Raw genomic sequence first — 25830 nt, 5'->3', positions numbered from 1 at the left:
TAACAGATGACCGTAAACAGGGATGTGCACAGCATGACGGCCCGGACCATACGGGGAGCGGCCGCGGCCGCGCTCGCCGCCGTACTCACCACGGGCGCCACGGCCTGCTCGAACCCCTCGGGACCCGGGGCGACGGCCGCCGACTCCGCCGTGGTCGGCATCGCCACCGAGCCGGAGACCCTCAGCCCGCTGCTGGGCTACGGCAAGGACGGCAACTCCAAGATCTTCGACGGACTGCTCACCCACGACGCGGACATGAAGCTCCGGCCCGCGCTCGCCGAGGCCCTCCCCGAGGTCTCCGCCGACGGCCGCACCTACACCTACCGGCTGCGCCAGGGAGTGAAGTTCAGCGACGGGCGGCCCTTCACCTCCGAGGACGTCGAGTTCACCTACCGCACGATCCTCGACCCGCGCACCAACAACGCCTCCAAGACCGAGCTCGACGCGATCGAGAGCGTCACCGCCGACGGCCCCGACCGGGTCGTCTTCACGCTCAAGTACCCCTACGCCCCCTTCGCCGAGCGCACCGTCCTGCCCATCGCCCCCGCGCACGTGGCGGCCGGGCAGGACGTCAACGGCGGGGAGTTCACCACCCGGCCGATCGGCACCGGCCCCTACCTGCTCACCGGCTGGTCCAAGGGCGAGAAGATCACCTTCAGGGCGAACCCGTCCTACTGGGGCGGCGAGCCCGCCGTGAAGAAGTTCACCATGGCCGTCATCAAGGACGACGACGTGCGCGCCACCCGGCTGCGCTCCGGCGAACTCGACGCCGCGATCCTGCCCCCCGACCTGGCCCGGGGCTTCGCCGGGGACAAGACCCGCACCACCTACGCCGCGAAGACCTTCGACTACCGCAACGTGACCCTCCCGACGGACCACCCCGTCACCGGGGACACCGCCGTCCGCCGGGCCCTCGACATCGCCGTGGACCGCCGGGCCATGGTCGACAAGCTCCTGGACGGCGCCGGCAAGGCCGCCTACGGCCCCGTCCCCACCGACAGCCCCTGGTTCACGCCCGGCACCGAGCGCGCGCACGACCCCGGCCGGGCCGCGAAGATCCTCGACGACGCGGGCTGGCGGCCCGCCGCCGACGGCATCCGCGTCAAGGACGGCGTCCGCGCCGCCTTCCCGCTCTGGTACACCACCGGCGACAAGATCCGCCAGGACCACGCCCTCGCCTTCGCATCCGACGCCAAGAAGGCCGGCATCGAGGTCACGACGGAGGCCGGGACGTGGGAGGTCATCGAACCCCGCATGAAGACCGACGCCGTCCTCGCCGGCGGCGGCTCCCCCGCCGACCCCGACTTCGACCAGTACCTGCTGCTGAACTCCGCCCTCGCCGGCGACGGCTTCAACAACATGGCACGGTACGAGAACCCGGCGGTCGACCGGGCCCTGACCGACGCCCGCGAGAGCGGGGACCCGGCCGTGCGCAAGGCCGCGTACGACACCGTGCAGCGCGAGCTCCTCACGAACCCCGGCTACGTCTTCCTCACCCACATCGACCACCTCTACGTCGTGAACGACAAGTGGGACGGCCCCGGCACCCAGGTCGAACCCCACGACCACGGCCTGGGTTCCGGCCCCTGGTGGAACGTCGAGGACTGGAAGCCGAAGCAGAAGTGATCCGCCGCCTCCCCTGGGGGCCGATGGCACGCATGGCGGGGCGGCGCACCCTGTTCGCCGCCCCCGTCCTGCTCGTCGTCACCTTCGGCGTCTTCGCCGTCGCCGCGCTGTCCCCCTTCGACCCCGTCAAGGCCTACGCGGGCACCGCCGGGCTCACCGCCTCGCAGGCCGAACTCGACCAGCTGCGCGCCAACCTCGGCGCGGACCAGCCGCTCGTCGCCCGCTGGTGGCAGTGGCTGACCTCGGCGCTCACCGGAGACCTCGGCACCTCCTCCGTCATGCGCCAGCCCGTCACCGACGTCATCACCGGCCGGCTGGGCTGGTCCGCGCTGCTCGCCTGCTGCGCCTTCGCGGTGGCCGTCCTGCTCGGCACCGTCCTCGGCGTCCTCGCCGCCCGCCGCCCGGGCGGCCCGCTGGACCGCGGCGCCACCGCCCTCGCCTACATCCTGGAAGCGGCCCCCGCCTTCTGGCTCGGACTGCTCGCCATCTGGTTCTTCGCCGTACACCTCGGCGCACTGCCCTCCGGCGGCCTCACCGACGCCGCCAGCGACACCGTCACCGCCGGGCAGGTCGCCCGCCACCTGGTGCTGCCCGCGCTCGTGCTCGGCATCTCCCAGCTCCCCTGGTTCTTCCTCTACGTCCGCCAGGGCGTGGCCGACGCCCTGGCGGAGGACCCCGTACGCGGGGCCCGTGCGCGGGGACTGGCCGAGCGGCGGGTCCTGCTGGGCCACGGGCTGCGCTCCGGCATGCTCCCGATGCTCACCCTCATCGGCTCCCGGGTGCCCGAACTGATCACCGGCGCCCTGCTCGTGGAGACCGTGTTCAGCTGGCCCGGCATCGCCGCCGCCACCGTCCAGGCCGCCACCTCGGTGGACTTCCCGCTGCTGGCCGCCCTGACCGTGCTGGCCACCGCCGCCGTACTGGCCGGGAACCTGCTGTCCGACCTCCTGTACGGGCTGGCCGACCCGAGGGTGGGCTTCGATGGCTGACACCTCCCGCGCCCCGGTGCGCTGGCGCCGCCACGGCTCCGGCCGCCGCTCGACCCGCACCCTGCGGCTGCGCGCCTCGGCCGCCGCCCTCACCGTGATCGCCCTCGCCGTCCTGCTGGTGCCCCCGCTGGCGCAGCTCGACCAGCAGGCCGTCGACCTCTCCGCGAAGCTGCTGCCGCCCTCCGCGCACCACCCCTTCGGCACCGACGACCTCGGCCGCGACCTGCTCCTGCGCTGCGTCTACGGGCTGCGCGTCTCCCTGCTCGTCGGCCTCGTGGCGGCGCTGGCCGCCACCGTCCTCGGCACTGCGGTGGGCGCCGCCGCAGGCGCCCTGGGCGGCTGGACCGACCGGCTCGTCATGCGCGCCGTCGACGCCCTGTCCTCGATCCCGCACCTGCTGCTCGGGATCTTCGTCGTGGCCCTGTTCCGGCCCGGCATCTGGCCCGTCGTGGTCTCGGTGGCACTGACCCACTGGCTGTCCACGGCCCGGATCGTGCGCGCCGAAGTGCTCTCCCTGCGCGGCCGCCCCTACGTGGACGCGGCCGTCTCCGGCGGCGCCTCGCGGTGGCGGGTCGCCGTCCGCCACCTGGTCCCCGGGGTACTGCCGCAGGCCGGGCTGGCCGCCGTGCTGATGATCCCGCACGCCATGTGGCACGAGTCCGCCCTCTCCTTCCTCGGGCTCGGCCTGCCCGCCCGGCAGGCCAGCCTCGGCACCCTCGTCCAGAGCGGCCGCGGTTCGCTGCTCGCCGGCGACTGGTGGCCCACCCTCTTCCCCGGCCTGCTGCTCATCGCCGCGACGCTCGCCCTGGCCGGCCTCGCGGGCGCCTGGCGCGAGCGCCAGAACCCCCGCCGTCGCTCGGAGCTGACCCTGTGAACACGCCCCCGCCCCCGCAGGCCCCCGACGTGCTGCGCGTCGAGGGGCTCTCGGTGCGCTTCCGGATGCGGGCCGGACGCCACGTCGAGGCCGTCACCGACGCCACTTTCCGGCTGCGCCCCGGCACCTGCCTCGTCCTCGTCGGCGAGAGCGGCTGCGGCAAGTCCGTCCTCGCCTCCGCCCTGCTCGGACTGCTCCCCGGCAACGCCGAGACGGCCGGATCGGCGCTGCTGTCCGACGGCCTCGACCTGCTCGCCGCGGACGAGCGCACCCTGGCCCGCACCGTACGGGGCCGCCGCGTCGGCCTGGTCCCGCAGAGCCCCGCCGCACACCTCACCCCGGTCCGCACCGTCCGCTCCCAGCTGGCGGAGACCGTCCGGGAACTGGCCCCGCCCCCGGGCGGGAAGGCGGGGCTGCGCGCCGCCGCCGAAGCCGCCGCCGCCCGTGCCGCGTTCCCCGCCGGCCACCTCGACCGCCACCCCCACGAACTCTCCGGCGGCCTCGCCCAGCGCGCCGCCACCGCCCTCGCGCTCGTCGGGAACGCACCCCTGCTGCTGGCCGACGAGCCCACCACCGGCCTCGACCGGGACCTGGTCGAGCGCACCGTCGACGAACTGCGCGCCCACACCGGGGAGGCCGGCCGGGCCCTGCTGATGATCACCCACGACCTCGCCGCCGCCCACCGCGCCGCCGACACCGTCGCAGTCATGTACGCGGGCCGGATCGTGGAGCTCTCGCCCGCCGACGCCTTCTTCGGCGCGCCCGGCCCCCGCCACCCCTACGCCCGGGGCCTGCTCGACGCCCTGCCCGAACGCGCCTTCACCCCCGTCCCCGGCACCCCGCCCGAGCTCGGGAACCTCCCGCCCGGCTGCGCCTTCGCCGCGCGCTGCGCCCTGGCCGACGACACCTGCCGGACCGTGCGGCCCGCCCTCACCGAAGGGGTGGCCTGCCACCGTGCTTGAGCTGGAGGGCATCACCGCCGGATACCACCCCCGCGAGCCCGTCGTGCGGGACGCACACCTCGCGCTGCGCCCGGGCGAGGCCCTCGGGCTGCTCGGGCCCAGCGGCTGCGGCAAGTCCACCCTGGCCCGCGTGGCGGCCCTGCTGCACCGGCCCGACCGGGGGAGCGTGCGCGTGGACGGCCGCGCGGTGACCGGCTTCAGGCACCGGGCGCCGCGCTCCCTGCGCACGCAGGTCGGAGTCGTCTTCCAGCAGCCCCGGCTCTCGGCCGACCCCCGCCTGCGGCTCTACGACCTCGTCGCCGAACCGTTGCGCGCCACGGGCCGTCGTACCGCCGTGGCCGGCGCGGTGCCGGAGCTCGCGGACCGGGTCGGCCTCGGCCCGGACCTGCTCGCCCGGCGGCCGCACGAGGTGAGCGACGGGCAGCTGCAACGCGCCTGCCTGGCCCGGGCGCTGGTGCTGCGGCCGCGCTGGCTGGTCTGCGACGAGATGACCGCGATGCTCGACGCCTCCACCACGGCCGCCCTGGTCGGCGTCGTCGAGGAGTACCGGGCCGCGACCGGCGCCGGACTGCTCGCCGTCGGCCACGACCCGGTGCTGCTGGGCCGCTGGTGCGACCGCACCCTGCACTGGCAGGAGGTCACCGGCCACGGCGCCGGATGATCGGCTTGTTGCGCCTTCGTGAATCATCCGGCGCTTCCATGGACTCCTCGGGCGGCGCGATCTAGCGTCTGGCGGCGGCGCGATGACACACATTGTCAGCAGACCCCAACGACGATCCACAGGACAAGGAGGATGCCCGGATGTTACGAAGAGCGCTGAACTGCGCCGTGGTCCCCGCCCTCGCCGCACTCACGGTGATGTACGGGATCGCCCCGGCCCAGGCCGAGGAGATCCCCAAGGCTCCCGGCCACCGCCTGGTCAGCCACTACGACGGCGCCCCGGCCGCCGCCGCGCCGCTGCCCGGCGAAGCCCCGCCGCAGCACCCCCACCTCGCGCCCAACGGCCGCAGCGGCATGCACTCCGACGCGGCCGGCAGCGCCACCTCGCCGTGGTCCGGCCCGCTGGGCAAGAACCCGCAGGTCAGCAGCGAGAAGATCGCCGCCCTCGGTGGCGAGTGCGCCACCGCCACCTTCGACGCGGGCGGCCGCCTGGTCACCGTCTGCGGCACCTTCTCCGGCTTCAAGGTCAAGCTCCTGGAGCCCCGTACGCTCGCCACGCTCGCGGAGTACCAGCTCCCGCAGCGTTCTTCGACGGTCGAGGCGATCACCTCGCTCGACTTCGCGAAGATCTTCAAGGACACCTCGGGCGGCGCCTACTTCTACCTGGACGACCAGGACCGCGCCGTGCTGGCCGACTCCCGCCAGCACGTCCTGCGCCTGGCGCACAGCCAGAACCCGGACGGCAGCTGGAAGTTCACCGTCGACGACGACTGGGACCTCACCGGCCAGGTCCCGCACGACTGCGTCAGCTGGACCAACCTGTGGCCCAGCGGCACCTGCGACCCCGTCACCTCCGTGATGCCCGACTGGGACGGCCGCATCTGGTGGGTCACCCGCCAGGGCCGCGTCGGCACCGTCGACCCGGACACGGGCGCGATCCGCTCCGTCCGGCTCGCCGGCGAGGAGATCCAGAACTCCTTCTCGGTCGCCGAGGACGGGGTCTCCATCGTCACCGATCACGCGCTCTACAGCTTCCGCGCCACCGCCGACGGCACCCCCCAGGCCCAGTGGCGCCAGACCTACGACCGCGGGACCGGCACCAAGCCCGGCTCCGTGAACCAGGGTTCGGGCACCACCCCGGACCTGTTCGGCAACGGCTACGTCGCCATCACCGACAACGCCGACGACCGCATGAACGTCCTGGTCTACAAGCGGGGCAACGACGTGCCCGCCGACCGGCGGCTGGTCTGCAAGGTGCCCGTCTTCGGCTCCGGCGCCTCGACCACCGACAACTCGCTGATCACCTGGGGCAACAGCATCGTCGTCGAGAACAACTACGGCTACGAGAACCCCACCTCGCTGCTGCTCGGCAAGTCCGTCACCGGCGGCGTCAGCCGCATCGACGTGCGCCCCGACGGCAGCGGCTGCGACACCGTCTGGACGAGCAACGTCCGCGCGCCCTCCGTCGTCCCCAAGCTCTCCACCGGCAACGGGCTGCTCTACTTCTACGAGAAGGAGCCCAACGTCTGGGGCATCGATGCCTGGTACCTCACCGCGGTGGACTTCCGCACCGGCGAGCGCCGCTGGCGGCAGCTGACCGGCACCGGCCCGCTGTACGACAACAACTGGGCACCGATCACCCTCGGCCCCGACGGCACGGCCTACGTCGGCGTGTTCAACGGAATCGTCGCCGTCCGCGACGGCGGCTGACCCCGTCCGCGACGGCTGACCGCGCCGTCGCCCGGCCGTCGCCCCGCCCCCGTCCGACCGGTGGGTGCGGGGGGCGGCCCGGCTCAGTCCCCGGGCCGCCACAGCGGATGCTCGGCGTCGGCCCACCACCGGCCCACGAAGCCGGTGCGCATGCCCCGCCGGGCCTCCGGATCGCCCAGGGCCTTGCCGATGTGCCCGGCCAGTACGAGGCCCAGGGCCAGGGCCAGCCAGTCGTGGACGAAGGTGGCCCCGGTCCGCCACACCAGCGGCGCGAGACCCGTGAACCACATCAGCAGCCCGGTCCCCAGCATCACCAGCACGGCGCCGGCCAGCCACGCCGCGTAGACCTTCTGGCCCGCGTTGAACTTGCCGGCCGGCCGCGGCCCGCGGCGCCGCAGGGCCGACCGCAGCCAGACCCGGTCGTGCGCCCCGAACCGGTTCAGCACCCGCAGATCGGCGCGGAAGGCGCGCGAGAGCAGCCCCAGCAGGAACGGCACCAGGAGCAGCAGCCCCGACCAGGTGTGGACGGTGACCACCAGGTGCCGGCGCCCGACGAGCTCCGCGAGCGGCGGCAGGTACAGGGTGGCGGCCGATCCCGCGCACACCCCCGCGAGGACGGCCGTCGCGCGGTGGACCCAGCGCTCGGCCCCGCTGAAGCGGCGTACGCGGGGCGGGAGTTCAGACCGTGGGGGCATCGTCACGTCCGTTCGAACGGCCGACCCAGGCGTCGACGTCGTAGCCGAGGCGCTCCCAGTAGCCCGGCTCCACCCCGTCGGTGACGGTGATGCCCGACAGCCATTTGGCCGACTTGTAGAAGTACATCGGCGCGACGTACAGCCGGGCCGGGCCGCCGTGGTCGTGCCCCAGCGGCTCGTCCCGCATCCGCAGCGCCACCATGACGTCCTCGCGCCGCGCCTGCGGCAGCGTCAGGCTCTCCGTATAGGTGCCGTCGAAGCAGCTGAAGCGGATCGCCCGGCCCTCAGGCCGCACCCCGGCCGCGTCCAGCAGCCGCGCCACCGGCACCCCCTCGAAGGGGGTGCCGGGCACCCGCCAGCCGGTGACGCACTGCACGTCGCGCACCACCCGGGTCTGCGGGAGCCGCCGCAGGGCGTCCAGGTCGTACGTCGCGGGCCGGTCCACCAGGCCGTCGACGGTGAGCCGGTAGTCGGCCGGACCGCGCCGGGGGACGGACGCGGCGACCGAGTAGTACCGGAACCCGCCGCCGTTCGGCAGCAGCCCGGTCAGGCCGGTCGGATCCTTGCCCGCGGCGGCGCCGAGCCCGCTCTCCACCGCCCGGCGCAGCGCGGGCGCGGCCACCAGCGCGGCCGCGCCGAGCGCCACCGTGCCCAGGACCAGCCGGCGCCCGACGGGGGCGCCGTGCCCGTCGGGATCCTCCGTACGCGTGTCTGTGCTCACCCGCCGATTCGACCACCACCGGCGCCCCGGCACCAGGGCGGACGGCGGCCCGTCAGACTTCCGTCACATTCCGGGCGCCGCGGGCCGGGCCGGCTACACCGCGGATTCGAGCTGCCGCTCCGGCCCCCGGCCCGGAGGCTCCGGCGCGGGCTCCGGCCGGACGTGGGCGAGGCTCGCCTCCAGGTCGTCCAGCGCCAGCCGGGCGGCGACGATCCGCTCCCGGACCTCGTCGGCCGGGTCCGTGTCCCGTGCCGCCCGCTCCCGGGCCCGGGCCTCGGCCTCCTCCATCTCCCGCGCCTCGTCGAGGGAGTTGAGCACCACCCCGATCAGGACGTTGACCAGCACGAAGGAGGCGAGCAGCGCGTAGGAGGCGTAGTAGATGATGCTGAACCGGGAGATCTCCAGCCCCGCCCGGACGGCATCGGTCAGCCCGTCCAGGGTGGTGAGCAGGAACAGGGTGAGCGCGGCCCGCCCGATCGACCCGTAGTGCTGGGGGTCGGACTGTGCGAAGCAGACCCAGCCGACCATCGCGTACACGTACACCACCAGCGCGCCCACGAACAGGAAGCTCGCGGTGCCCGGCAGGCTGCGCCCGACCGCGATCAGCAGGATCCGCAGGTGGGGCAGGAAACGGGCGGTGCGCAGCACGCGCGCCAGCCGCAGCAGCCGCAGCACGGTGGTGTTCTCGCGCAGGAACGGCAGGAACGCCGAGGCGACGATCAGTAGGTCGAAGATGTTCCAGGGGTCCCGGAAGAATGCTTTCGGCCGGTCCGCGAACGCCCCCAGGCGCAGCAGCATCTCCAGCGTGAACAGGGTCAGGCAGGCCTCCTCCGCCAGTTGCAGCACCTGGCGGTGCGCCGCGGCCAGCCCGCTGTAGGTCTCCGCCCCCATCAGCCCCGCGTTGAGCAGGATCACGACGAAGACGGCCATCCCGAACGACGGGTCGTCGGTGATGCGCCGGCAGTGGGCCGCCAGTCTCCCGCGGCCGGTTCCGGCCTGCTTGGGGTCCGTCATCTCGCTCCTCGTACTCGCTCGTGGCACTCGTATCCGCCCTTCTAACGCCCCACGGCCGGACGGGTTTCAGCGCGGCGGGGCGGTGGCGGTACGGAGCGGGGGCGAGGAGGGCCGGGCGGCGGCGAGCGGGGGCACGCAGCGTGAACGGGAGGTGCCCGCCCGGGCCGGCGGAGGCGGCCGGACGCCGGGATCGCGGGTCGGGGGCGGGGGCCGTGGGGCCGCTGGGGCTGCCGTCAGGGGGCCGACCCGTCGGCGCGTCCGGCCTCCCGGGCCGCCCGTTCCACCCGGGCCCGGTGCTCCCGCCACCACGCCGCGTCCCCGTCCGGCAGGCTCTCGGCACCGGGGCGCAGGCCCGTCCGGCCGTCGACGAGCTCCCGTACGAGGTCGGCGTGCCCGGCGTGCCGGCCGGTCTCGGCGATCATGTGGACGAGGCTGCGGTGGAGGCTCACCTCGGCGCGGTCGCCCCAGCCGACCCGGCCGACGTGCTCCAGGTCCAGCGCGGCGATGGTCTCGTCGGAGTGGGCGCAGGCGGCCCGGTAGAGCCCGACGACCCGCTCACGGGTCTCGTCGGGCGTGACCCACAGGTCCGCGTTGGGCTCGGCGTCCCCGGTGATCCACAGCCCCGGGGCGTCGAAGGGGCGCCCGAAGGTCGCGCCGAAGTACATGGCCTCGGCGCCGGTCGCGTGCTTGACCAGCCCGAGCAGATTGGTGCCGCTCGGGGTGACGGGACGGCGGACGTCGTACTCCGAGAGCCCTTCGAGCTTCCAGAGCAGGACGTCACGGGCGTCCCGGAGGTAGACGTGGAGGTCTTCCTTGGGGTCGGATGTGATCATCCGGCCAGTCTGGCGACCGTGCCCCCGGCGCCCACGGAATTTCACGATGCGGACCGGACGAAGTGGTCCGCGCGGTGGACCGGCGGTGAGGACTAGCGGGGGTCGTCGGCCTGCCTCTGGGCCTTCTGCGCGTTCTTCTCCTTGATGCGCACGGCTTCCTTGCGGACGTCGGCCTGGGTGGCGCGCTCCTTCTGCAGCCACTCCGGGTCGTCCTGCTTGATGGCCTCGATCTGCTCCGTGGTCAGGGCCTCGGTGACCCCGCCGCGGGCGAGACCGGCGATGGAGACGCCGAGCTTGGCCGCCACGACGGGCCGCGGGTGGGGGCCGTTGCGGCGCAGTTCCACCAGCCAGGCGGGCGGCTCGGACTGGAGTGCGTTCAGCTCGGAGCGCGAAACCACACCCTCCTGGAACTCTGCGGGGGTGGCTTCGAGGTACACACCCAGCTTCTTCGCCGCGGTGGCGGGCTTCATCGTCTGGGTGCTCTGGTGCGACGTCATGGGGTCAAGGGTATCGAGCGTGTGCGCTACCTCCGACCACGACCGGTAACCTGGCGGAGTGACAGGCTCGGATGTACCCCCTTCGTTCCGGCTCGCCTATGTCCCGGGAGTGACGCCCACGAAGTGGGTGCGGATCTGGAACGAGCGGCTGCCCGACGTCCCGCTGGCCCTCGTGGGCGTGAGCGCCACCGAGGCGTTCGGCGCGCTGCGCGCCCGTGAGGCCGACGCCGGCTTCGTGCGGCTGCCCGTGGACGGTACGGACCTCAGCGCGATCCCCCTGTACACCGAGACCACCGTGGTGGTCGTCCCGAAGGACCACCTGGTGGCCGCCGTGGAAGAGGTGTCCACCGAGGACCTGGCCGACGAGATCGTGCTGCACCCCCTCGACGACGTCCTCGGCTGGGAGACCCCGCCGGGGCGGCCCGCCTTCGAGCGCCCCGCCACCACGGCGGACGCGATCGAGCTGGTGGCGGCGGGCATCGGGGTCCTCCTCGTCCCGCAGTCGCTGGCCCGGCTGCACCACCGCAAGGACCTCACCTACCGGACGGTCACGGACGCCCCCGCGTCCCGCATTGCGCTGTCCTGGCCCGAGGAGCGGACCACCGACCTGGTGGAGGAGTTCATCGGCATCGTCCGGGGCCGGACGGTGAACAGCACCCGCGGCCGTCCGCCGACGCCGCCCCAGCCCAAGCAGCGCAAGGCCGCCGCGGGCAAGGCGGGCGCCGGGAAGTCCGGGGGTGGCAAGGCGGGCGCCAAGGGCGGCGGCAAGCCCACCGGCAAGAACGCCCGGGGCGGCTCGGCGGCCCCGAAGGCCGGAAACCGCGGCAAGCCGCGCCGCCGCCCGTAGCCGGTCACCCGTCCGTAGCCGGTCACCCGTCCGGCGCCGGTTCGCCGGCCTGGCCGGTTGCCCGTCCGGCGCCCGTTCCCCGTCCGGCGCCGGGCCCGCTCCCGGACCCGGCCCCCGTCCCCCCTGTCTCCTCAGCCGGGCGGCTTACGGGGTCCGGCGTCGGGGACCTGTACCAGCCGGTAGGAGTGGCCGGGCCGTGTCCCGCGGTCCTTGCCGCGCCGGCCGCGGGCCTGCCGGACGGCCGCGTCGAGCAGCGCCGACACCTGCGGGTTGGCCCGGCGCAGCCGCAGCAGCTGGTCCGGGCGCAGCCCGGCCATCGCGGCGGCGCTGCTCGCGCGCACGCCGCCGGCCACGGCCTGGAGCAGCAGGCGGAGCCCGAAGCCGCCGATCCCGCCGGCCTGGTGTGCCGGGCCCAGCGCGGACGCGGCGGTGAGCGCCCCGTCGAAGGCCGGGTCCCGGACGCGCCAGCGCGCCAGCATCGCCTCCGGGATCCCGGCGGCCGCCGCGCAGCCGGCCGGACCGAAGCCCAGCGCGGCCGCGTGGACGGCCCGGGCGCGCCGGACGCCGTTCTCGGCGCTCAGGTCGGGGCGCGGATCGAGGGCGGCGGCGAGCGTCCGCTCGATGTCCTCGGCCGCGCCGAGGCCCGCCACGAGCGCCGCCGCCCACTGCCGCCGCTCCCGCTCCGCATCGCGTTCCTGATCGTCCACCGGGTACGTGCCTCCCGCCGTCCTCGCCCGGGCCGGGGGCCCTGCACCCATTGTGCGACCGGAACGGGCCGGGAGCGGATCCGTCCCGGCCCCGGCTCCCGTCCCACGCGTTGCGCGGCGGCGGGCCCGGGGGCAGGGTCGGTGGGGCGGTTACCTCGCAGGAAGGCCCCACCATGCCCATCGCCACCGTGAACCCCACGACAGGCCAGACGCTGAGCACCTACGACGAGCTCGACGCCGCCGGCGTCGAGCGCGCCCTGGCGGAGGCCGCGCGCGCCGCCGCCGCCCACCGGCTCACCACCTTCGCCGAACGCTCCGCACTGCTCACCCGTGCGGCCGCCCTCCTGGAGGCCGAGACGGAGGACATCGCGCGCACGATGACCACCGAGATGGGCAAGCCGCTGACGGCGGCCCGCGCCGAGGCCGCCAAGTGCGTGAAGGCGATGCGCTGGTACGCCGCCCACGCGGAGTCCCTCCTCGCCGACGAGCAGCCGGCCCCCGACGACGTGCGCGACGCGGGCGCCTCGGGCGTGCGGGTCCACTACCGGCCGCTGGGCGTCGTGCTCGCCGTGATGCCGTGGAACTTCCCGCTCTGGCAGGTCGTCCGGTTCGCCGCGCCCGCCCTGATGGCGGGCAACGTGGGCCTGCTCAAGCACTCCTCGAACGTCCCCCGGACGGCCCTCTACCTCGGTGACCTCTTCCACCGGGCCGGGTTTGCGCGCGGCTGCTTCCAGACCCTGCTCATCGGCTCGCGCGCCGTCGAGGCCGTCCTGCGCGACCCGCGGGTGGCGGCGGCCACGCTGACCGGCAGCGAGCCCGCCGGGCGGGCGGTCGCCTCCGTCGCCGGGGACGAGGTCAAGAAGACGGTGCTGGAGCTGGGCGGCAGCGACCCGTACGTGGTCATGCCCTCGGCGGACGTCGCCCGCGCGGCCCGCACGGCGGTGACCGCCCGGGTGCAGAACAACGGCCAGTCCTGCATCGCCGCCAAGCGGTTCATCGTCCACACCGAGGTCTACGACGAGTTCGCCCGGCTCTTCACGGCCGGGATGCAGTCGCTCACGGTGGGCGATCCGATGCTCGAATCCACCGACGTCGGCCCGCTGGCCACCGAGGCCGGCCGGGCCGACGTGGAGGAACTCGTCCGCGACGCCGTGGCCAAGGGGGCCACCGTGCTGTGCGGGGGCGGGCGCCCGTCCGGCCATCCGGGCGGCTGGTTCTACGCCCCCACCGTCCTGGCCGACGTCACCGAGGACATGCGGATCGACCAGGAGGAGACCTTCGGCCCCGTCGCCACCCTCTACCGGGTGGCGGACCTGGACGCGGCCGTCGAGCGGGCCAACCACACGCCCTTCGGCCTCAGTTCCAACGTCTGGACCCGCGACGAGGCCGAAACCGAACGCTTCGCGCGCGACCTGCAAGCCGGCGGGATCTTCTTCAACGGCATGACCGCCTCCCACCCCGCGCTGCCCTTCGGCGGGGTCAAGCGCTCGGGGTACGGGCGGGAGCTGTCCGGGCACGGCATCCGCGAGTTCTGCAACGTCACCACGGTGTGGCGGGCAGCGGATCCGAGTTGAGCGGCCGCCGGTCCGCCGCGGCCGGCTCCATCAGGGCGGCGACGTGCTCGGTGACCATGTCGAGGAGCCCGGCCGTGCCCCTGGCGTCCCCGAGGACGAGGACGTTGAGGGTCAGCCCGTCGGTCATGGCGGCCAGGTAGCGGGCCAGCACCGGGACCGGGACGCGCAGTTCGAGGTCCATCTCCCGCGCCAGCTGGGACAGCAGCTCCCCGAACGTCTCGCAGTACAGCTCGTACTGGCGGCGCGCGAGGTGCTCGAAGCCGGGCTGGCGCAGGGCGTACTGGGTGAGCTCGTAGGTCAGCATGTGCTCGCCGGGCCGTTCGCGGACGTGGTCCCAGTACGCCCCAAAGCCCGCCCGGACGGTCTCGCGCACGGTGGCGCGCGGCCTGAGGGCCTGCCTGACCACCGTGACGTAGTGGGCGGTGATCGCCTCGATGACGGATTCGAGCAGGGCCTGCTTGGACGCGAAGCAGTAGTGGAAGACGCTCAGGGACACGCCCGCCTCGGCCGCGATCGAGCGGGTCGTGGTCCGGGCGACGCCGTCGCGGGTCATCGCCCGGATCGCCGCCTCGGTCAGCTGGCGGCGCCGCTCGGCCGAGGGCATCCGGGCCATGGGGATCCTTCCTGGTGGCTGGGGGAGGGCGGACGGGAACGCGGCGGGGCCGGACGGACCGGGAAGCGCCGGTCCGTCCGGCCCCGCCGGGCGTCAGCCGCCGTAGACGCCCAGCTCGCGCAGCGAGTAGCCCCACTGGCTGCCCCGCTGCACGCCGTGGACGCGTACGTAGCGGGCCGGGGTGCCGGCGAAGCGGACGGTGTCCACCCCGCCGTCACCCGTGGTGGTGGACGCGACCGTCCGCCAGTCGCCGCCGTCGGTGGAGACCTCGACGCGGTACGCCTTCCCGTACGCGGCCTCCCAGTCCAGGGTCACGCGCCGCACCGTGTGCGCCGATCCGAGGTCGACCTGCACCCACTGGTCGTCGCTCCACTCGCTGGCCCAGCGGGTCGCGGTGTCCCCGTCGACGGCCTTGCCGGGCGCGTAGTCGACGAAGGGGTTCCACCACTGGGTGGAGCTGGCCGAGGCGGCGGCGCCGGCGGCGAGGTTGACCCCGGCCCGGTGGTTCTCGGTGGCGCCCCAGGTGTGCAGGTAGGACTCGGCCCCCTTCATCAGGTCGTCGACCACGCCCTGGCCGCCGACCTGCCGGATGTCCTCGATCCAGTCGGGGACCATGCCGACGTGCGCGGCGCCGTCGGTGTTGAGGTCCCAGGTCCGCGAGCCCGTGGTCTGCCGGTCGACGACCGAGCCGCCGTCGGCGGTGCGGAAGGGGTAGCGCACCGGGTTGGGGGTGTCCGCCCCGCGCGGGCCGGGCCAGCCGCCGACCCCGTTCATGTCGGTGCCGTAGCCGTAGCCCACGCCGTACTTGTCGCGCAGTGCCTTGGTGCGGGCGGCCTCGGCGGTGAAGCCCTCGGAGCCGTTCATGTACTGGGCGGCGAATCCGCCGAGCTTGTAGAGCCGCTCCGTCCAGCCCAGGTCCATCCAGCTGTGCGAGGAGATCACGCCGGGGTAGGACTCGGACTCCAGGATGTCGAAGGCCTGACCGGCGGCCTTGACCCCCATGTGGTCGACCTCCAGCATCATGTTGCGCTTCATCATCCCGCGCACCGCGTAGGCGCCGAGGTCGGTGAGCCCGCGCGCGTTGCACTGGGCGTCGGCGGCGTAGGAGGGCACCGACACCCCCGCGGGAAGCTCCTTCTGCGCCTGCGGGGCCGGTGCGAGGCCGATCGGGTTGTCGTGCTGCGGGCCGGTGCACTTCTCCGTCTGCCAGAAGGTCCCGGTGGACAGGAACTGGCCGACGTTGATGGCGGTGCCCAGGGTGCCCTCGTCGAAGCGGACCCCGCACAGGGCGTTGTCGAACTTGTGGCACAGGAACATGCTGCGCACGCCGAGCTTGTACAGCTCGTCGAGGCCGCGGTCGACGTCGGCCTTGCTGCACTGGGCGACGTCCAGGATCTGCTTGCAGCCGAAGGGCTCGGAGGTCTCCACCCCGAGGACGACGGCGAGCTTGCCCTGGGCGACCACCTCGCGGGCCTGGGCGGAGTCGGTGACGATGCGGAACCAGCCCTTGCCCGGGCCGCCGTACATCTTGTCGATGTAGGCCTGCATGTCGTAGGTCTTCTGCGCCTCCAGGCGGATGGCGGACATCTCGTCGCAGCCGCGGTCCTTGAAGAAGTAGACCGAGCAGATCACGCCGTTGGTGACGAGGTCGTTGACGAGGACGCGCTCGCCGCCGCGCCAGGCGCGTTCGATCCAGGCGTAGTAGTTCTGCTGGTGGGTCAGCGAGTCGTGGGCGGGCCAGTCCTTGAAGGTGGGCCAGCCGACGGGGTCGTGCTTGCCGTCCCCGCCCTTGGTGATCATGTCGAAGACGGCCAGGCTGCCGTCGGGATAGTGCTCGGGACAGTCCTTGAGCGCGTCGGCGACGCCCACTTCGGAGAAGGGCTTGCCGCAGATCAGCCGCCCGCCGAAGCCCTCGTTGGACATGATGTGGTCGTGGGCGTCGACGAAGCCGCGGACCCGGCCCTGGGCGTCGGTGCCCTTGAACGGCTCGCCGGTGACGTTGACGTCGGAGTCGGGCTGGGGGCGCGCGGTGGGGGTCCACCAGCCGGCGTCGGCCGAGGAACTGGGGACGGGCCCCAGCACCATGGCCAGTACGGCGGCGAGCAGCAGCGACAGGAGCGCGACGGGCCGGCGGCGAGGGCGCGGCGGGCGGGGCGGGCGGGGGTGAGGGTTCAAGGTCATCACTCGCGTCTTCGGTCGGCGGAGGGGCGCGGACGAATCCGGGCATGAATTGTCATGCCCCGCACAAACGGTGCGTCGAGAATCCCGAGTGGCGCGAACGGAGTCAAGGGTCCGGGACGGATGACCTGATGGGCCGTCGCACGCGCCGGCCCGCCGCGGCCGGCGGCGAAGGGCCCGCCCCGGCCCCGCTTCAGCGCCCGGCGGCCGGGGCCATGTCGTAGGTGACCCACATGGTGCGGGCGGCCACCTGGTCGTACTTGGCGCGGGCCCGGTGGTTGTCGTCGGCGGTGATCCAGCGCACCACGCTCCAGCCGCGCTCCCGCGCCAGCTCGCGCAGCGCGCCGAGCAGCAGGTCGGCGGCGCCCGACCCGCGGTGCTCCGGAGCCACGAACAGGTCGTCGAGGAAGCAGCCGACCGTCGCGGACAGCGGCCGGGCGAAGGGGCGGTGGTGGGCCAGCCCCAGCAGCCGGCCCGCGCCGTCCTCGGCGACGAGCGCGCCCACCTCGTGGCCGGGGTCGTGGATCCACCCCCACACCGTGGCGGCCGCCTCCTCCGTCTGCTCCACCCGGTAGAAGTCGGCGTAACCGCGGTAGAGGGCGCGCCACTGGCCGAAGTCGGCGGGGCGGGCGGCGCGGACGGTGATCTCGGACATCGGGCGGCTCCTGTGCTCGGGGGACCGGCGCCCCGGGCGCGCGGGGGCTCGGGGCGGGTCAACCGATCATGCGGGAGCGGGGCGTCCGAGGGGCCTGCCGCCGTGTCGAAACGCGGACCGCGGGCCCGCCGCCGTGGACAGGTCGGCGGGCCCGCCCGACGGCCTCGGCGATCACCGCCGTACGGCACCCCGGCGGATGGGCGCGCATCGCGTCGCGCGGGACGTGCGGGTCCGGGGTGAGGACAAGCACGCGCCGCACCGGCCCGCCGAGGACCGCGCGAACGTCCACCCCGCCGAGGGGGACCCTGCCGCACCGGGCCCCTTCCGGGTCCGGGCGCCGCCCTCGGATTCGGGCATTGCATTTCTTTTTATTCACCTCTGCGTGACGATTCCTTGAGGTCGGGGGCTCTCTTTCTGACCTGTCTCTGACGCGTGACTGACATGATGCTGACGCTATGTCGTCGCATCGGAAACGGGGTCCGTGGAAATTCCCAGGTGGCCGGATCTGGAGCGCTCTTGACCTGCTCAAACCTATGTTCCAAGCCGGTGGGTGGGGGTCTTTTTCGGGATGGTCGGCATATGTTTCCGAGGCTTGCCGACGGCCGCTTCTGCTTGCCATACTTCCGACGGAAAGGCGGCCCGGAATACCGGTGGACAACAGCCGTCCGGGGTCGCCCCTTTCCTTTCGTGCACATTCGGCTATCGCTTCCACTTCCGGGAGACACCCATGTCCGACACCGCACCCGCCGCCGCCTTCGACCTCCAGGACCTGGAGCTCGACCTCGGCGACCTCACCGTCACCTCGATGCGCGACACCGCGGCGCTGCCCGAAGGGGGAGCGTCCTGGGGGTCGTGTTCCTGCCAGGGCTCCTCCTCCTGCGCCCAGCCCACCACCGACCACCCCACCGCCTAGTCCTCCCCGGCCACGGGCTTCCGCCGCGCCCCCCGTGCGGCGGGAGCCCGTGCGCCACCACCGACCCACCGACCGGAAACGGGGGAGCCCATGCCACAGCCGACGCCTCGCCCGGCATCCCGGACCGCCCTGCGGCCCGCGCCGCGGACCGCGCTCCGGCCGGACGCGGACGCCGGTGCCGGTGCCGGCGCCGACGGCCGGGGCTACCGGGTCCGGCCGGCCCCGTACGCGCTGGTCCGCGCCACCGTGCTGACCCATCCCGCCCAGCGCCCCGACGCCGAGCGCTTCCGCGACCTGCTCGGCCGCCTGCACCGGGTCGAGACCGAACTGCGGCGCGCCACCGGCCCCCTCTGCGACGCCCTGCACGACAGCCTGGACGGCCATCCGGCCGGCTTCCACCGCGACGTCGTCCTCCCGCTGCGCCGCGCCCTGCACAACGGGCGCGAGCCGCGTCCCGCCCTGCTGGCCCGGCTCGGCGACCTGCCGGACCGGCTGCCCCCGCTCGCCGACTGGACCGCCCTGCGCGCCGCCCGCGCCGCCCTCCTCGCCGCACTCGACGCCGCGGCCGCACCCGCCCTGGCCGCCGAACGCGAGGCCCTCGCGGGACTGTGCCGCGAGTCCGCGCTGGCCAGGGCCGTCGCCCTCACCAGCGCCGATCTGCTGCGGGCCGTGCTGCGGGCCGGCACCGGCGCCACCGACCGGCGGGCCCGCAAGGAGGAGGCCGGAGTGCTCCGGCACGCCCTGCGGGCCTGCACCAAGACCAGCCCCCTGTCCTGGTTCACCGCCGTCGGCTGGGGCCCCCTGACCCCCGCGCCGGACCGCCCGGCGCCCTCCTGGGGCGGGGCCGACCCGCTGGGCGGCCCCCCGCACGCCGTCGTACGGGTCAACCGCACCCTGACCACCGCCCTCACCCTCGCCCTCCTGGACGCCCCGCACCGCCGGGCCGCCCTCCCGCACCGCATCACCAGCACCGCCCGGACCGCCGACGGCCGGGCCGCCTACGCCCGTGACCTGACCGCCTTCGCCGGCGGCCGCTACCTCGTGGCCCGCGAGGACGAGGCGGAGCTGCCCGACAGCGGCCCGCTGAGCCTGGTCACCGCGCGGGCCGCGAGCCCCCTCCCGGTGCCGGAGCTGACCGACCTGCTCGCCGCCGCCCTGCGGGGGGCCGCGGGCGGCGACCGCCGCGCCGCCGCGGCGGCCTTCCTCGAACGCCTGCGCGCGGCGGGCCTGCTGGTGCCCGCCGAGCCCGTGCCGCCCCAGGACCCCGACCCGCTGGAGCGGATCGCCGCCTGGCTGCGCGCGTCCGGTGCGCGGGCCGGGGAGGACGCCGACGGGGAGGCCGCCGCCGGGGACGTGGAGCGGGCCGAGCGGATCTCCCGGCTCGGCCGGGACACCGCCGCCTTCGCCGACGCCCCCGCCGCGGACCGGCCCGCCCTGCTGGCCGGCCTCGCCGGGCGCTGGGCGGCCGAACTGGCCTCCGCCGGGCGGCCCGTGCCGGCCGGCTCGGCCCCCTTGTCGGTGCTCTCCGAGGACGTCGTCGCCCCGCACCCGGCGGCGCTCGGCGGCTTCCTGGACCCCGCCGATCACGAAGCCCTCGCGGAAGTCACCCCGCTGGCCGAACTGTTCGACCTCGGCCACCTGCTCCGCCGCGTCGTCCGCGACCGGTTCGTCGCGCGCTACGGACCCGGCGGCACCTGCCCCCGCCCCTGGGAGTTCGGAGCCGAGATCGAGCGGGCCTGGCAGTCCGCGGGACGGCTCGCGGACCTGGACGCCGCGGACCCCGGCGCCCTCCCCGCCGGGGCGGAGCAACTCGCCGCGCTCCGCGCCGATTTCCTGGCCGACGTACGGGAATCCCTCGCGGGGGCGCCCGCCGACGCCGACGAGGTCGTCCTGCCGCCCGGCCCCGTCCGGTCCCTCGGCGGGCGGCTGCCGCGCTGGGCCGTCGCCCGCCCGCTCAGCTACGCCTACTTCCTCCAGCGCGACCCGGACCGGGGGCTGCTCGCCGTCAACCACGTGTACGGCGGCTGGGGCCGCTTCGGCAGCCGCTTCCTCGACGCCCTCGACCCGCGCGCCGCCGCCGAGACCGCCCGGCAGATCCGGCGCGGGCTGGACCCCGGCGCCCGCGCCGCCCAGATCCGCCCCGTCGGCGGGTTCAACGCCAACCTCCACCCCCTGCTGGTCCCCGACGAGATCGGCCCCGACCGCGCCCGGACCTCCCTCGGCGAGGGCGACCTGGAACTCGTCCACGACGAACCCACCGACCAGGTGCGGTTCCGGCTGCGGGACACCGGCGAACTCCTCGACGTCCTCTACCCGGGCTTCCTCGCCCCCGTGCTGCTGCCCCGCCGCATCGGCGCCCACCTGAGCGACCACCCCCACGGGGTCGTCGACTTCCGGACGCTCGTCACGCCCCGCGCCCTGCCCGCCCCCGGCGGCCGGGTCGTGCACAGCCCCCGGCTGCGCCACCGGCACGTCGTCCTGCGCCGGCGCCGCTGGCAGCTGCCGCCCGGCGTCCTGCGGGAGCTGCGCGCCGACCTCGCCGCCGCGCCCGTCCCGGCCGAGGCCGCCGCCCGCTGGCGCGCCCTGCTGGATCTGCCCGAACAGCTCTTCCTGCACCCGGCGGGCCCCGCGCCCACCGGCCGCGCGGCCGAGGACTTCCTGAGCCGGCTGAGCCGCCCCAAACCGCACTTCGTGGACCTCGGCAACGCACTGCACCTGCGCTGCCTGCCCAAATGGCTGGCCCGGCACGGCGAGGGCGCGGTCCTCGAAGAGGCCCTGCCCGCGCCCGGCGGCCTGGCCGCCCCGGCCCGCGCGGTCGAACTGGTCCTGGAGGTCTACCGGGCCGGAGGGACGCGATGACGGCTGGTACGGATACGGATACGGGGGAGGGCGGGGGCCGGTCCGGCGCGCTCGACGTCGTCGCCTACCACCACCACCCGGTCAAGGCCCCGCTGCTGCACGAGGTGATGCTGCCGCTGGCCGCGTCCTGCGCCGCCGACGGCCTCGCCGCGCACGTCGAGCGGCACTGGCTGCACGGCCCCCACCTGCGGCTGCGCCTCCAGGGCCGGCCCGACCTGGTCGAGACCGCCGCCGGAGCGGCCGCCGAACGGATCCGGACGTGGCTCCGGGCGAACCCCTCGCGCTCCGGCCTGACGCCGGCGGAGCTGCTGGCACGGGCGGCCGAGGCGGGCCGAGCCGAACTCGTCCCGCCGCCCCACGGCCCGATCGAGCCGGACAACACCGTCCGCGTCGCGCCCGTCGACCGCGCCCCGCTGCGCGCCCTCCTCGGCGAGGACGGGGCCGGGCTGCGCGAGGAACTGCTGCGGGCCGGACTCGGCGCGCTGGAGGCCGGCGCCGCGTTCCTCGTCGGCCGGGCAGACGGCGCGGACAGCGCCCCGGCACGGCTCCAGCTGGCGGTGGCCGCGCTCGCCGCACACGCCGGGGCCCACCCCGGGGGCCTGGCCGGCGCCCACTACTCGTACGTCTCCCACCTGGAGGACTTCCTCGTCCACGACGACGTCGACGGGCGCGTCCGGGCCCGCTTCGAGCAGCACGCCGAGCGGGCGGGCGCCGCCGCGACCGCCCTCGTCGGACGCGTCTGCGGGGGCGGGGCGCAGGGCTGGGAGCGGGCCTGGGCGGACTTCTCGGCCGGGGCCTGGGAGCTGGCGCGCGCCCGCCACGAGGCCGGGGCGGACCTGCGCGGCGACCCGCTCGCCTACCGGGCCCGGGCGGCCGCCACCGGGGACGCGGCGGCCGCCGAGCGCTGGAACCCCGAAGTCCGCACCCGCTACAGCGAGTTCCACCGGCTGCTGGCCCGCTCGGACCCGCGGGGCGCCATGTGGAGCCGCCCGGACTACCTGATCCACCGCGTCGCCACCAACGCCCTGTACCGGCTCCTCGCCCTCTGCGACGTCCGCCCGCTGGAGCGCTACCTGGCGGCCCACCTCGTCGTCCGCGCCGTACCCGCCCTCACCGGCTGCGACTGGCGCACCGAGATCGGCGCCGCCATCGCCGTGGTGGAGCGCGGCGCATGAGCGGGACCGCGCCCCGGCCGGTGCCGCCCGCCGGCGTGACCGTGCGCCGGCTGCGGCCCGGCACGGCCGCGACCGTCCTGCGCGACGGCCTCCATCTACGGGGCCGGCGCGGCAGCGTCACCCTGGAGGGCAGCGCCGCCCTGCCCGCGCTGTGGCGCGCGCTGGAGCCCCGGCTGCGGGCCGGGGAAGCGGTCGAGACCCTGCTGGCCGGGCTGGCGGCGGGCTCCGCCGTACGCGCGGCCGTGGAGACCCTGACCGGGCAGCTGGAGGCCCACGACCTCCTCGTCACCGGGCCCGCCGGTGCCCAGTCCGGTCCGGCCGGATGCTGGCTCGCGGCCGGCGCCGCCGACCCCGACGGTGCGGCGCGGGCACTGGCGGCGGCGCGGGCCGAGGTGCTCGCCCAGGACCTCGACGGCCCCCTGGCCCGGGCCGCCGGGCGGGCCCTGGAACGGGGCGGACTGGCCGTGTCGTTCGCCGCCGGTCCGGCCCTGCCCGAGGGCCGGATCCACCTCCACGCCCACGGGACCGGGCCCGTCCTGGCCGTCGCGGCCGGCTGGTGCGGGAACACCGGGTACGTCACGCGGGTCGCCGCCCCCGACCGGGTCCGCGCCGACGCCGCGGCCCTGGAATCCCGACTCGCCCTCGCCCCGGGGGCGGACGGGGCGGACGGGAGGGACGCGGCGGTGCCGGGACGGGGCGGCCGCCTGCTGCTCGTGGGGGCCGCCGCGCAGCGGCTGCTGTGCGCGGTGGCCGGGCTGCCCGACCCGGCGCGGGAGGGGGACGACGACCGGCTGGTGCCCGGGCTGCCCGCGGTGCTGCTCGCGCAGGGCGGCCCGGCGCGTGCCGAGTACCGCACGTGGCTCGGGCCCGGCCACGACGGCGCCGCCCCGGCCCCCGCCGGGACCCTGCGCGAGGCGTTGCGCCGGGTGGCCGCCCTCGGTGACGAGCGGTGCGGGCCGCTGTCCGATCCGGGGCCGGGGGACCTGGCGCAGCTGCCGGTGCCGCTGGCCGCCTGCGCGGTGCCCGGCGGGACGGCCCTGGCCGGCGGCGCCCCGAGACTGGACCTGGCCCGTCTGGAGGTGTTCTGCCGGGCCGCCGAACGGGGCCTGGCGGGCCCGGGCGGGGAGCGCTTCACCGTCGGCGCGAACCCCGGCCACGCCCGGGGCCGGGCCCTGCGCGCCGCCGCCGCACGGCGCGCGACGGCGGGGGCCGGGTGGGCGCCGGTGCCCCGGGCCCGCTGGGCGGGGCATCCACAGGCCCGCCACTGGTGGACCACCCTCACGGTCCGCCTCGCCGTACCGGCCCGCCTGTACGTGTCCCGGGCCGCCTCCGGCGCGCAGGCGTACCGGGCCGTCGTGCGGGAGGCGGACCGGGTGCTCGGCGAGGCCGTCGAGGCGACCCCGGGGGACGCGGCCGCGTACGCGGGGCTCGCCGCGGTGGCCGCGGTGGCCGCCGCCGGTGCGGGAGGGGACGCGGTCGCCGCCCCTCCCTCGGGCGGAGCCGGCGCCGCACTGGCCGTCGCCGGGGCGCGGACGGCCGCCTGGGAGGACGGCGGCTGGACGGGACACTGGCTGGCCGCGGCGGCCGCCCGCGAGGAGGCCTTCCAGGACGCGCTCGGCCCGCTGGCCGGACCCGCCCGCCCCGCGCCCGCGGAGCCCGGCCAGGCCGGTGAACCGGGCCGCCTGCTGCGGGCGTTCGGCTTCACCGTCCTGCACACCCGGGAGGCCGCACCGTGACCGCGACGACCCCGCTCGGCGAGCTGGACGTGCCGCTCCTCGACGCCGCCTCGGCGACGGCGGCCACGGCCGGCCCGGCCGTGGTGCTGCTGACGCGCTGGACGCTGGCCCTCGCCGAGGAGCTGAGCCGGCACGCGCTGCGCAACCCCGTCGCGCTGGTCCCGGTCCGCTGCGACGGCGCGCTGCTGGTGGTGGGCCCGGTGCTGCGGCCCGGAGCCGCGGCCTGCCTGTGCTGCGCCGAGTACCAGCGGCTGGCCACGGCCGGCGGCCGCGTGCCCTGGGGGAGCGGGGAGCTCGCGCTGGCCGGCGTACCGTCCCCGGCGCTCGCGGAGGCGGCGGGCGCGCTGGCGCTGGAGCTCCTGGACGGGACGCCCCCGCACACCCCGCCCGGCGAAGGCGAGGGCGAGGGCGAGGGCGACGGCGGCGCCCGGGACGCGGACCCCGCCACCGCCACCGCCCTCGTCCACGTCGTCCACCAGGGCCGCGCCACCTGGTCGTCCCACCGCATCCGGCCCGTCGGCGGCTGCGCCGTCTGCCGTCCCCTGCCCGCCGACTCCGCCGCCGCGCCGGCCCCGCTGCCCGCCGCGCCCCGCCCGCTCCCCGACCCGTACGTCCTGCGCGCGCCCAACCCCCGTACCGCACCGGGCCGGTTGCGCGCGGCCCTGTACGACGAACGGTTCGGCCCGGTCCGCCGGCTGCTGCGCGCCGAGGACTCGCCCTTCTCGCTGACCGCCGCCTTCGTGACCGACGGCCGGCTCGTCGAGGACGGCGGCTACGGCCGGGCCCGGGACTTCACCGCCAGCGAGCGCGTCGCCCTGTTCGAGGGCGCCGAGCGGTACGCGGGGATGCGCCCCACCGGCCGGCGCACCGATCTGCGGGCCTCCTTCGCCGCCCTCGGGCCCGGCCGCGCGGTGGACCCCGAGCGGTTCGGCCTGCCCGACCCGGCCCATCACGGGCATCCGGCCTCCCCGACCGTCCCGTACGCGCCCTCCCTCGCGCTCGACTGGGTGCGCGCCTGGTCGCTGACCCGGCAGCGGGCCACGGCCGTTCCCGAACACATCGCGTACTGGGACGTGCCGCGCCGGCCGGACGGCCCGGGGGCAGGCCCGGGCCCGCGCGTGGTCTACGAGTCCTCCAACGGCTGCGGCCTCGGCAACAGCCCCGAAGAGGCCGCCCTCTACGGCCTGTTCGAGGTCGCCGAGCGCGACGCCTTCCTGATGGCCTGGTACGCGGCCACCCCGCTGCGGCGCGTCGCCCTCCCGCCGGCCGACCTCGACACGGCGCTGCTCGCCGACCGCGCGGCCCTCGCGGGCTACCGGCTCACCCTCCTCGACGCGACGAACGACTTCGGCATTCCGGCCGTCGTGGCCGTCTGCCGCTACGGGGGCTCCCATCCGGACGCGCCCCGGATGTTCCTCGCGGCGGGCGCGCACCACGACCCACGGGCGGCGATCCGGTCGGCGGTGGCCGAAGTGGTCACCAACGTCCTTGAGGCGCCCGGGCGTTCCCTCGCCGAGGGCGGCCCGCGCGATCCGGCACGGCTGCGGCCCATGCTGCGCGAGCCCGCCCGGGTGGTGACCCTGGACGACCACGTCGGCGTCAACGCCCTGCCCGAAGCGGGCCCCCGGCTGGAGTTCCTCTTCGCCGACACACCGCGCGTGTCCGTCGCGCAGGCCTGGCCGGGAGCGCCCGCCCCGGTCGGCGACCTGTCCGCACTGCTGAGCACGACGGTGGAGCGGCTGGCCGGGGCCGGTCTGGAGGTGATCGCGGTCGACCAGAGCGAACCGGGCCTGCGCGCCGGGCTGGGCCTGCACTGTGTGAAGGTCCTCGTCCCGGGCGCGCTGCCGATGACCTTCGGACACGTCAACCACCGCACCCGGGGCCTGCCCCGGCTGCTGGAAGTGCCCCACCGGCTGGGCCGCACCCCCCGGCCCCTGCGCCCGGAAGACCTCGCCCTCCATCCCCACCCGTTCCCCTGACCCCCCGGCGCGC

At 75.8% G+C, this 25830-nt stretch carries 22 protein-coding genes; 13 read left to right on the top strand and 9 right to left on the bottom strand.

All coding sequences use genetic code 11. From position 1 onward, the window contains the following. Window positions 1–33: 33 nt before the first annotated feature. From ACGFXC_RS24770 to ACGFXC_RS24745, 6 genes are all read left to right on the top strand, one after another. A complete protein-coding gene (locus ACGFXC_RS24770) occupies window positions 34–1626 on the top strand; it encodes an ABC transporter substrate-binding protein (protein ID WP_393716194.1) in 1593 nt (530 codons plus the stop codon). Window positions 1627–1658: 32 nt separating this feature from the next. Continuing rightward, on the top strand, window positions 1659–2615 hold the full coding sequence (locus tag ACGFXC_RS24765; RefSeq protein ID WP_393716384.1) for an ABC transporter permease: 957 nt from the start codon (window positions 1659–1661) through the stop codon (window positions 2613–2615). Further along, window positions 2608–3489 (top strand): ABC transporter permease, encoded by an 882-nt coding sequence (locus ACGFXC_RS24760; protein ID WP_393716192.1) that lies wholly within the window; start codon window positions 2608–2610, stop codon window positions 3487–3489. The genes ACGFXC_RS24765 and ACGFXC_RS24760 overlap by 8 nt, the downstream gene beginning before the upstream one ends. A gap of 65 nt (window positions 3490–3554) precedes the next feature. Continuing rightward, on the top strand, window positions 3555–4451 hold the full coding sequence (locus ACGFXC_RS24755; protein WP_393716382.1) for an ABC transporter ATP-binding protein: 897 nt from the start codon (window positions 3555–3557) through the stop codon (window positions 4449–4451). Then, a complete protein-coding gene (locus tag ACGFXC_RS24750; RefSeq protein ID WP_393716190.1) occupies window positions 4444–5112 on the top strand; it encodes an ABC transporter ATP-binding protein in 669 nt (222 codons plus the stop codon). Before ACGFXC_RS24755 ends, ACGFXC_RS24750 begins: the two co-directional genes overlap by 8 nt. A gap of 140 nt (window positions 5113–5252) precedes the next feature. Beyond that, complete coding sequence (locus ACGFXC_RS24745) at window positions 5253–6821, top strand: hypothetical protein (RefSeq protein WP_393716188.1); 1569 nt, start codon at window positions 5253–5255, stop codon at window positions 6819–6821. Window positions 6822–6904: 83 nt separating this feature from the next. Here ACGFXC_RS24745 and ACGFXC_RS24740 read toward each other — a convergent pair whose 3' ends face one another. The 5 genes from ACGFXC_RS24740 to ACGFXC_RS24720 all read right to left on the bottom strand — a co-directional run bounded on the left by ACGFXC_RS24740 (window position 6905) and on the right by ACGFXC_RS24720 (window position 10581). Beyond that, window positions 6905–7516 carry a cytochrome b/b6 domain-containing protein gene (locus ACGFXC_RS24740; RefSeq protein ID WP_393716186.1) on the bottom strand — a complete coding sequence of 204 codons (612 nt, stop codon included), beginning with the start codon at window positions 7514–7516 and terminating at the stop codon, window positions 6905–6907. Next, window positions 7500–8237, bottom strand: coding sequence for a molybdopterin-dependent oxidoreductase (locus ACGFXC_RS24735; protein ID WP_393716185.1), 738 nt, complete (start codon window positions 8235–8237; stop codon window positions 7500–7502). The genes ACGFXC_RS24740 and ACGFXC_RS24735 overlap by 17 nt, the downstream gene beginning before the upstream one ends. Before the next feature lie 93 nt (window positions 8238–8330). Next, window positions 8331–9251: an ion transporter gene (locus ACGFXC_RS24730; protein WP_393716183.1), complete on the bottom strand. Its 921-nt coding sequence runs from the start codon at window positions 9249–9251 to the stop codon at window positions 8331–8333. A gap of 233 nt (window positions 9252–9484) precedes the next feature. After that, window positions 9485–10084 (bottom strand): DinB family protein, encoded by a 600-nt coding sequence (locus ACGFXC_RS24725; protein WP_393716182.1) that lies wholly within the window; start codon window positions 10082–10084, stop codon window positions 9485–9487. Window positions 10085–10176: 92 nt separating this feature from the next. Next, entirely contained in the window at window positions 10177–10581 is a 405-nt protein-coding gene (locus ACGFXC_RS24720) for a DUF5997 family protein (protein ID WP_393716180.1), read from the bottom strand. 58 nt (window positions 10582–10639) lie between these two features. Between ACGFXC_RS24720 and ACGFXC_RS24715 the strand changes: the two genes are divergently transcribed. Next, a complete protein-coding gene (locus ACGFXC_RS24715; protein ID WP_393716178.1) occupies window positions 10640–11428 on the top strand; it encodes a LysR family substrate-binding domain-containing protein in 789 nt (262 codons plus the stop codon). Window positions 11429–11559: 131 nt separating this feature from the next. On the opposite strand, the gene ACGFXC_RS24710 is transcribed toward ACGFXC_RS24715, so the two are convergent. After that, on the bottom strand, window positions 11560–12135 hold the full coding sequence (locus tag ACGFXC_RS24710; protein WP_393716176.1) for a hypothetical protein: 576 nt from the start codon (window positions 12133–12135) through the stop codon (window positions 11560–11562). 173 nt (window positions 12136–12308) lie between these two features. On the opposite strand from ACGFXC_RS24710, the gene ACGFXC_RS24705 reads away from it, so the two are divergent. Further along, window positions 12309–13709 carry an NADP-dependent succinic semialdehyde dehydrogenase gene (locus ACGFXC_RS24705; protein ID WP_393716174.1) on the top strand — a complete coding sequence of 467 codons (1401 nt, stop codon included), beginning with the start codon at window positions 12309–12311 and terminating at the stop codon, window positions 13707–13709. Here the strand turns inward: ACGFXC_RS24705 and ACGFXC_RS24700 are convergent. The 3 genes from ACGFXC_RS24700 to ACGFXC_RS24690 all read right to left on the bottom strand — a co-directional run bounded on the left by ACGFXC_RS24700 (window position 13675) and on the right by ACGFXC_RS24690 (window position 17155). Next, a complete protein-coding gene (locus ACGFXC_RS24700; protein WP_393716172.1) occupies window positions 13675–14322 on the bottom strand; it encodes a TetR/AcrR family transcriptional regulator in 648 nt (215 codons plus the stop codon). The genes ACGFXC_RS24705 and ACGFXC_RS24700 overlap by 35 nt on opposite strands. 93 nt (window positions 14323–14415) lie before the next feature. Further along, the gene (locus tag ACGFXC_RS24695) at window positions 14416–16407 is read right to left on the bottom strand and encodes a discoidin domain-containing protein (protein ID WP_393716380.1); all 1992 of its coding nucleotides are present in this window, start codon (window positions 16405–16407) and stop codon (window positions 14416–14418) included. A gap of 286 nt (window positions 16408–16693) precedes the next feature. Next, a complete protein-coding gene (locus ACGFXC_RS24690; protein WP_393716170.1) occupies window positions 16694–17155 on the bottom strand; it encodes a GNAT family N-acetyltransferase in 462 nt (153 codons plus the stop codon). A 727-nt stretch (window positions 17156–17882) separates the two neighbouring features. Between ACGFXC_RS24690 and ACGFXC_RS24685 the strand changes: the two genes are divergently transcribed. From ACGFXC_RS24685 to ACGFXC_RS24665, 5 genes are all read left to right on the top strand, one after another. Continuing rightward, window positions 17883–18068, top strand: a complete 186-nt coding sequence (locus tag ACGFXC_RS24685) for a thiazolylpeptide-type bacteriocin (protein WP_393716168.1) — start codon at window positions 17883–17885, stop codon at window positions 18066–18068. Window positions 18069–18158: 90 nt separating this feature from the next. After that, the gene (locus tag ACGFXC_RS24680) at window positions 18159–20927 is read left to right on the top strand and encodes a lantibiotic dehydratase (RefSeq protein ID WP_393716166.1); all 2769 of its coding nucleotides are present in this window, start codon (window positions 18159–18161) and stop codon (window positions 20925–20927) included. Next, window positions 20924–22102, top strand: a complete 1179-nt coding sequence (locus tag ACGFXC_RS24675) for a lantibiotic dehydratase C-terminal domain-containing protein (protein ID WP_393716164.1) — start codon at window positions 20924–20926, stop codon at window positions 22100–22102. Before ACGFXC_RS24680 ends, ACGFXC_RS24675 begins: the two co-directional genes overlap by 4 nt. Then, entirely contained in the window at window positions 22099–23838 is a 1740-nt protein-coding gene (locus tag ACGFXC_RS24670; protein ID WP_393716162.1) for a hypothetical protein, read from the top strand. Before ACGFXC_RS24675 ends, ACGFXC_RS24670 begins: the two co-directional genes overlap by 4 nt. Continuing rightward, entirely contained in the window at window positions 23835–25817 is a 1983-nt protein-coding gene (locus tag ACGFXC_RS24665; RefSeq protein WP_393716160.1) for a TOMM precursor leader peptide-binding protein, read from the top strand. Before ACGFXC_RS24670 ends, ACGFXC_RS24665 begins: the two co-directional genes overlap by 4 nt. The last annotated feature ends 13 nt before the right edge of the window (window positions 25818–25830 follow it).

The organism is Streptomyces sp. NPDC048507 (assembly GCF_043199995.1).
Taxonomy (GTDB): domain Bacteria; phylum Actinomycetota; class Actinomycetes; order Streptomycetales; family Streptomycetaceae; genus Streptomyces.
This window is presented reverse-complemented; position numbering and strand designations above follow the sequence as displayed.

Bases quoted from the DNA above. Each gene is read 5' to 3' on its own strand.
- ACGFXC_RS24770 (WP_393716194.1), top strand. From the start codon at position 34: ATGACGGCCCGGACCATACGGGGAGCGGCCGCGGCCGCGCTCGCCGCC.
- ACGFXC_RS24760 (WP_393716192.1), top strand. From the start codon at position 2,608: ATGGCTGACACCTCCCGCGCCCCGGTGCGCTGGCGCCGCCACGGCTCC.
- ACGFXC_RS24680 (WP_393716166.1), top strand. From the start codon at position 18,159: ATGCCACAGCCGACGCCTCGCCCGGCATCCCGGACCGCCCTGCGGCCC.
- ACGFXC_RS24720 (WP_393716180.1), bottom strand. From the start codon at position 10,581: ATGACGTCGCACCAGAGCACCCAGACGATGAAGCCCGCCACCGCGGCG.
- ACGFXC_RS24675 (WP_393716164.1), top strand. From the start codon at position 20,924: ATGACGGCTGGTACGGATACGGATACGGGGGAGGGCGGGGGCCGGTCC.
- ACGFXC_RS24685 (WP_393716168.1), top strand. From the start codon at position 17,883: ATGTCCGACACCGCACCCGCCGCCGCCTTCGACCTCCAGGACCTGGAG.
- ACGFXC_RS24705 (WP_393716174.1), top strand. From the start codon at position 12,309: ATGCCCATCGCCACCGTGAACCCCACGACAGGCCAGACGCTGAGCACC.
- ACGFXC_RS24725 (WP_393716182.1), bottom strand. From the start codon at position 10,084: ATGATCACATCCGACCCCAAGGAAGACCTCCACGTCTACCTCCGGGAC.
- ACGFXC_RS24690 (WP_393716170.1), bottom strand. From the start codon at position 17,155: ATGTCCGAGATCACCGTCCGCGCCGCCCGCCCCGCCGACTTCGGCCAG.
- ACGFXC_RS24740 (WP_393716186.1), bottom strand. From the start codon at position 7,516: ATGCCCCCACGGTCTGAACTCCCGCCCCGCGTACGCCGCTTCAGCGGG.
- ACGFXC_RS24730 (WP_393716183.1), bottom strand. From the start codon at position 9,251: ATGACGGACCCCAAGCAGGCCGGAACCGGCCGCGGGAGACTGGCGGCC.
- ACGFXC_RS24755 (WP_393716382.1), top strand. From the start codon at position 3,555: ATGCGGGCCGGACGCCACGTCGAGGCCGTCACCGACGCCACTTTCCGG.
- ACGFXC_RS24670 (WP_393716162.1), top strand. From the start codon at position 22,099: ATGAGCGGGACCGCGCCCCGGCCGGTGCCGCCCGCCGGCGTGACCGTG.
- ACGFXC_RS24695 (WP_393716380.1), bottom strand. From the start codon at position 16,407: ATGGTGCTGGGGCCCGTCCCCAGTTCCTCGGCCGACGCCGGCTGGTGG.
- ACGFXC_RS24745 (WP_393716188.1), top strand. From the start codon at position 5,253: ATGTTACGAAGAGCGCTGAACTGCGCCGTGGTCCCCGCCCTCGCCGCA.
- ACGFXC_RS24700 (WP_393716172.1), bottom strand. From the start codon at position 14,322: ATGGCCCGGATGCCCTCGGCCGAGCGGCGCCGCCAGCTGACCGAGGCG.
- ACGFXC_RS24765 (WP_393716384.1), top strand. From the start codon at position 1,659: ATGGCGGGGCGGCGCACCCTGTTCGCCGCCCCCGTCCTGCTCGTCGTC.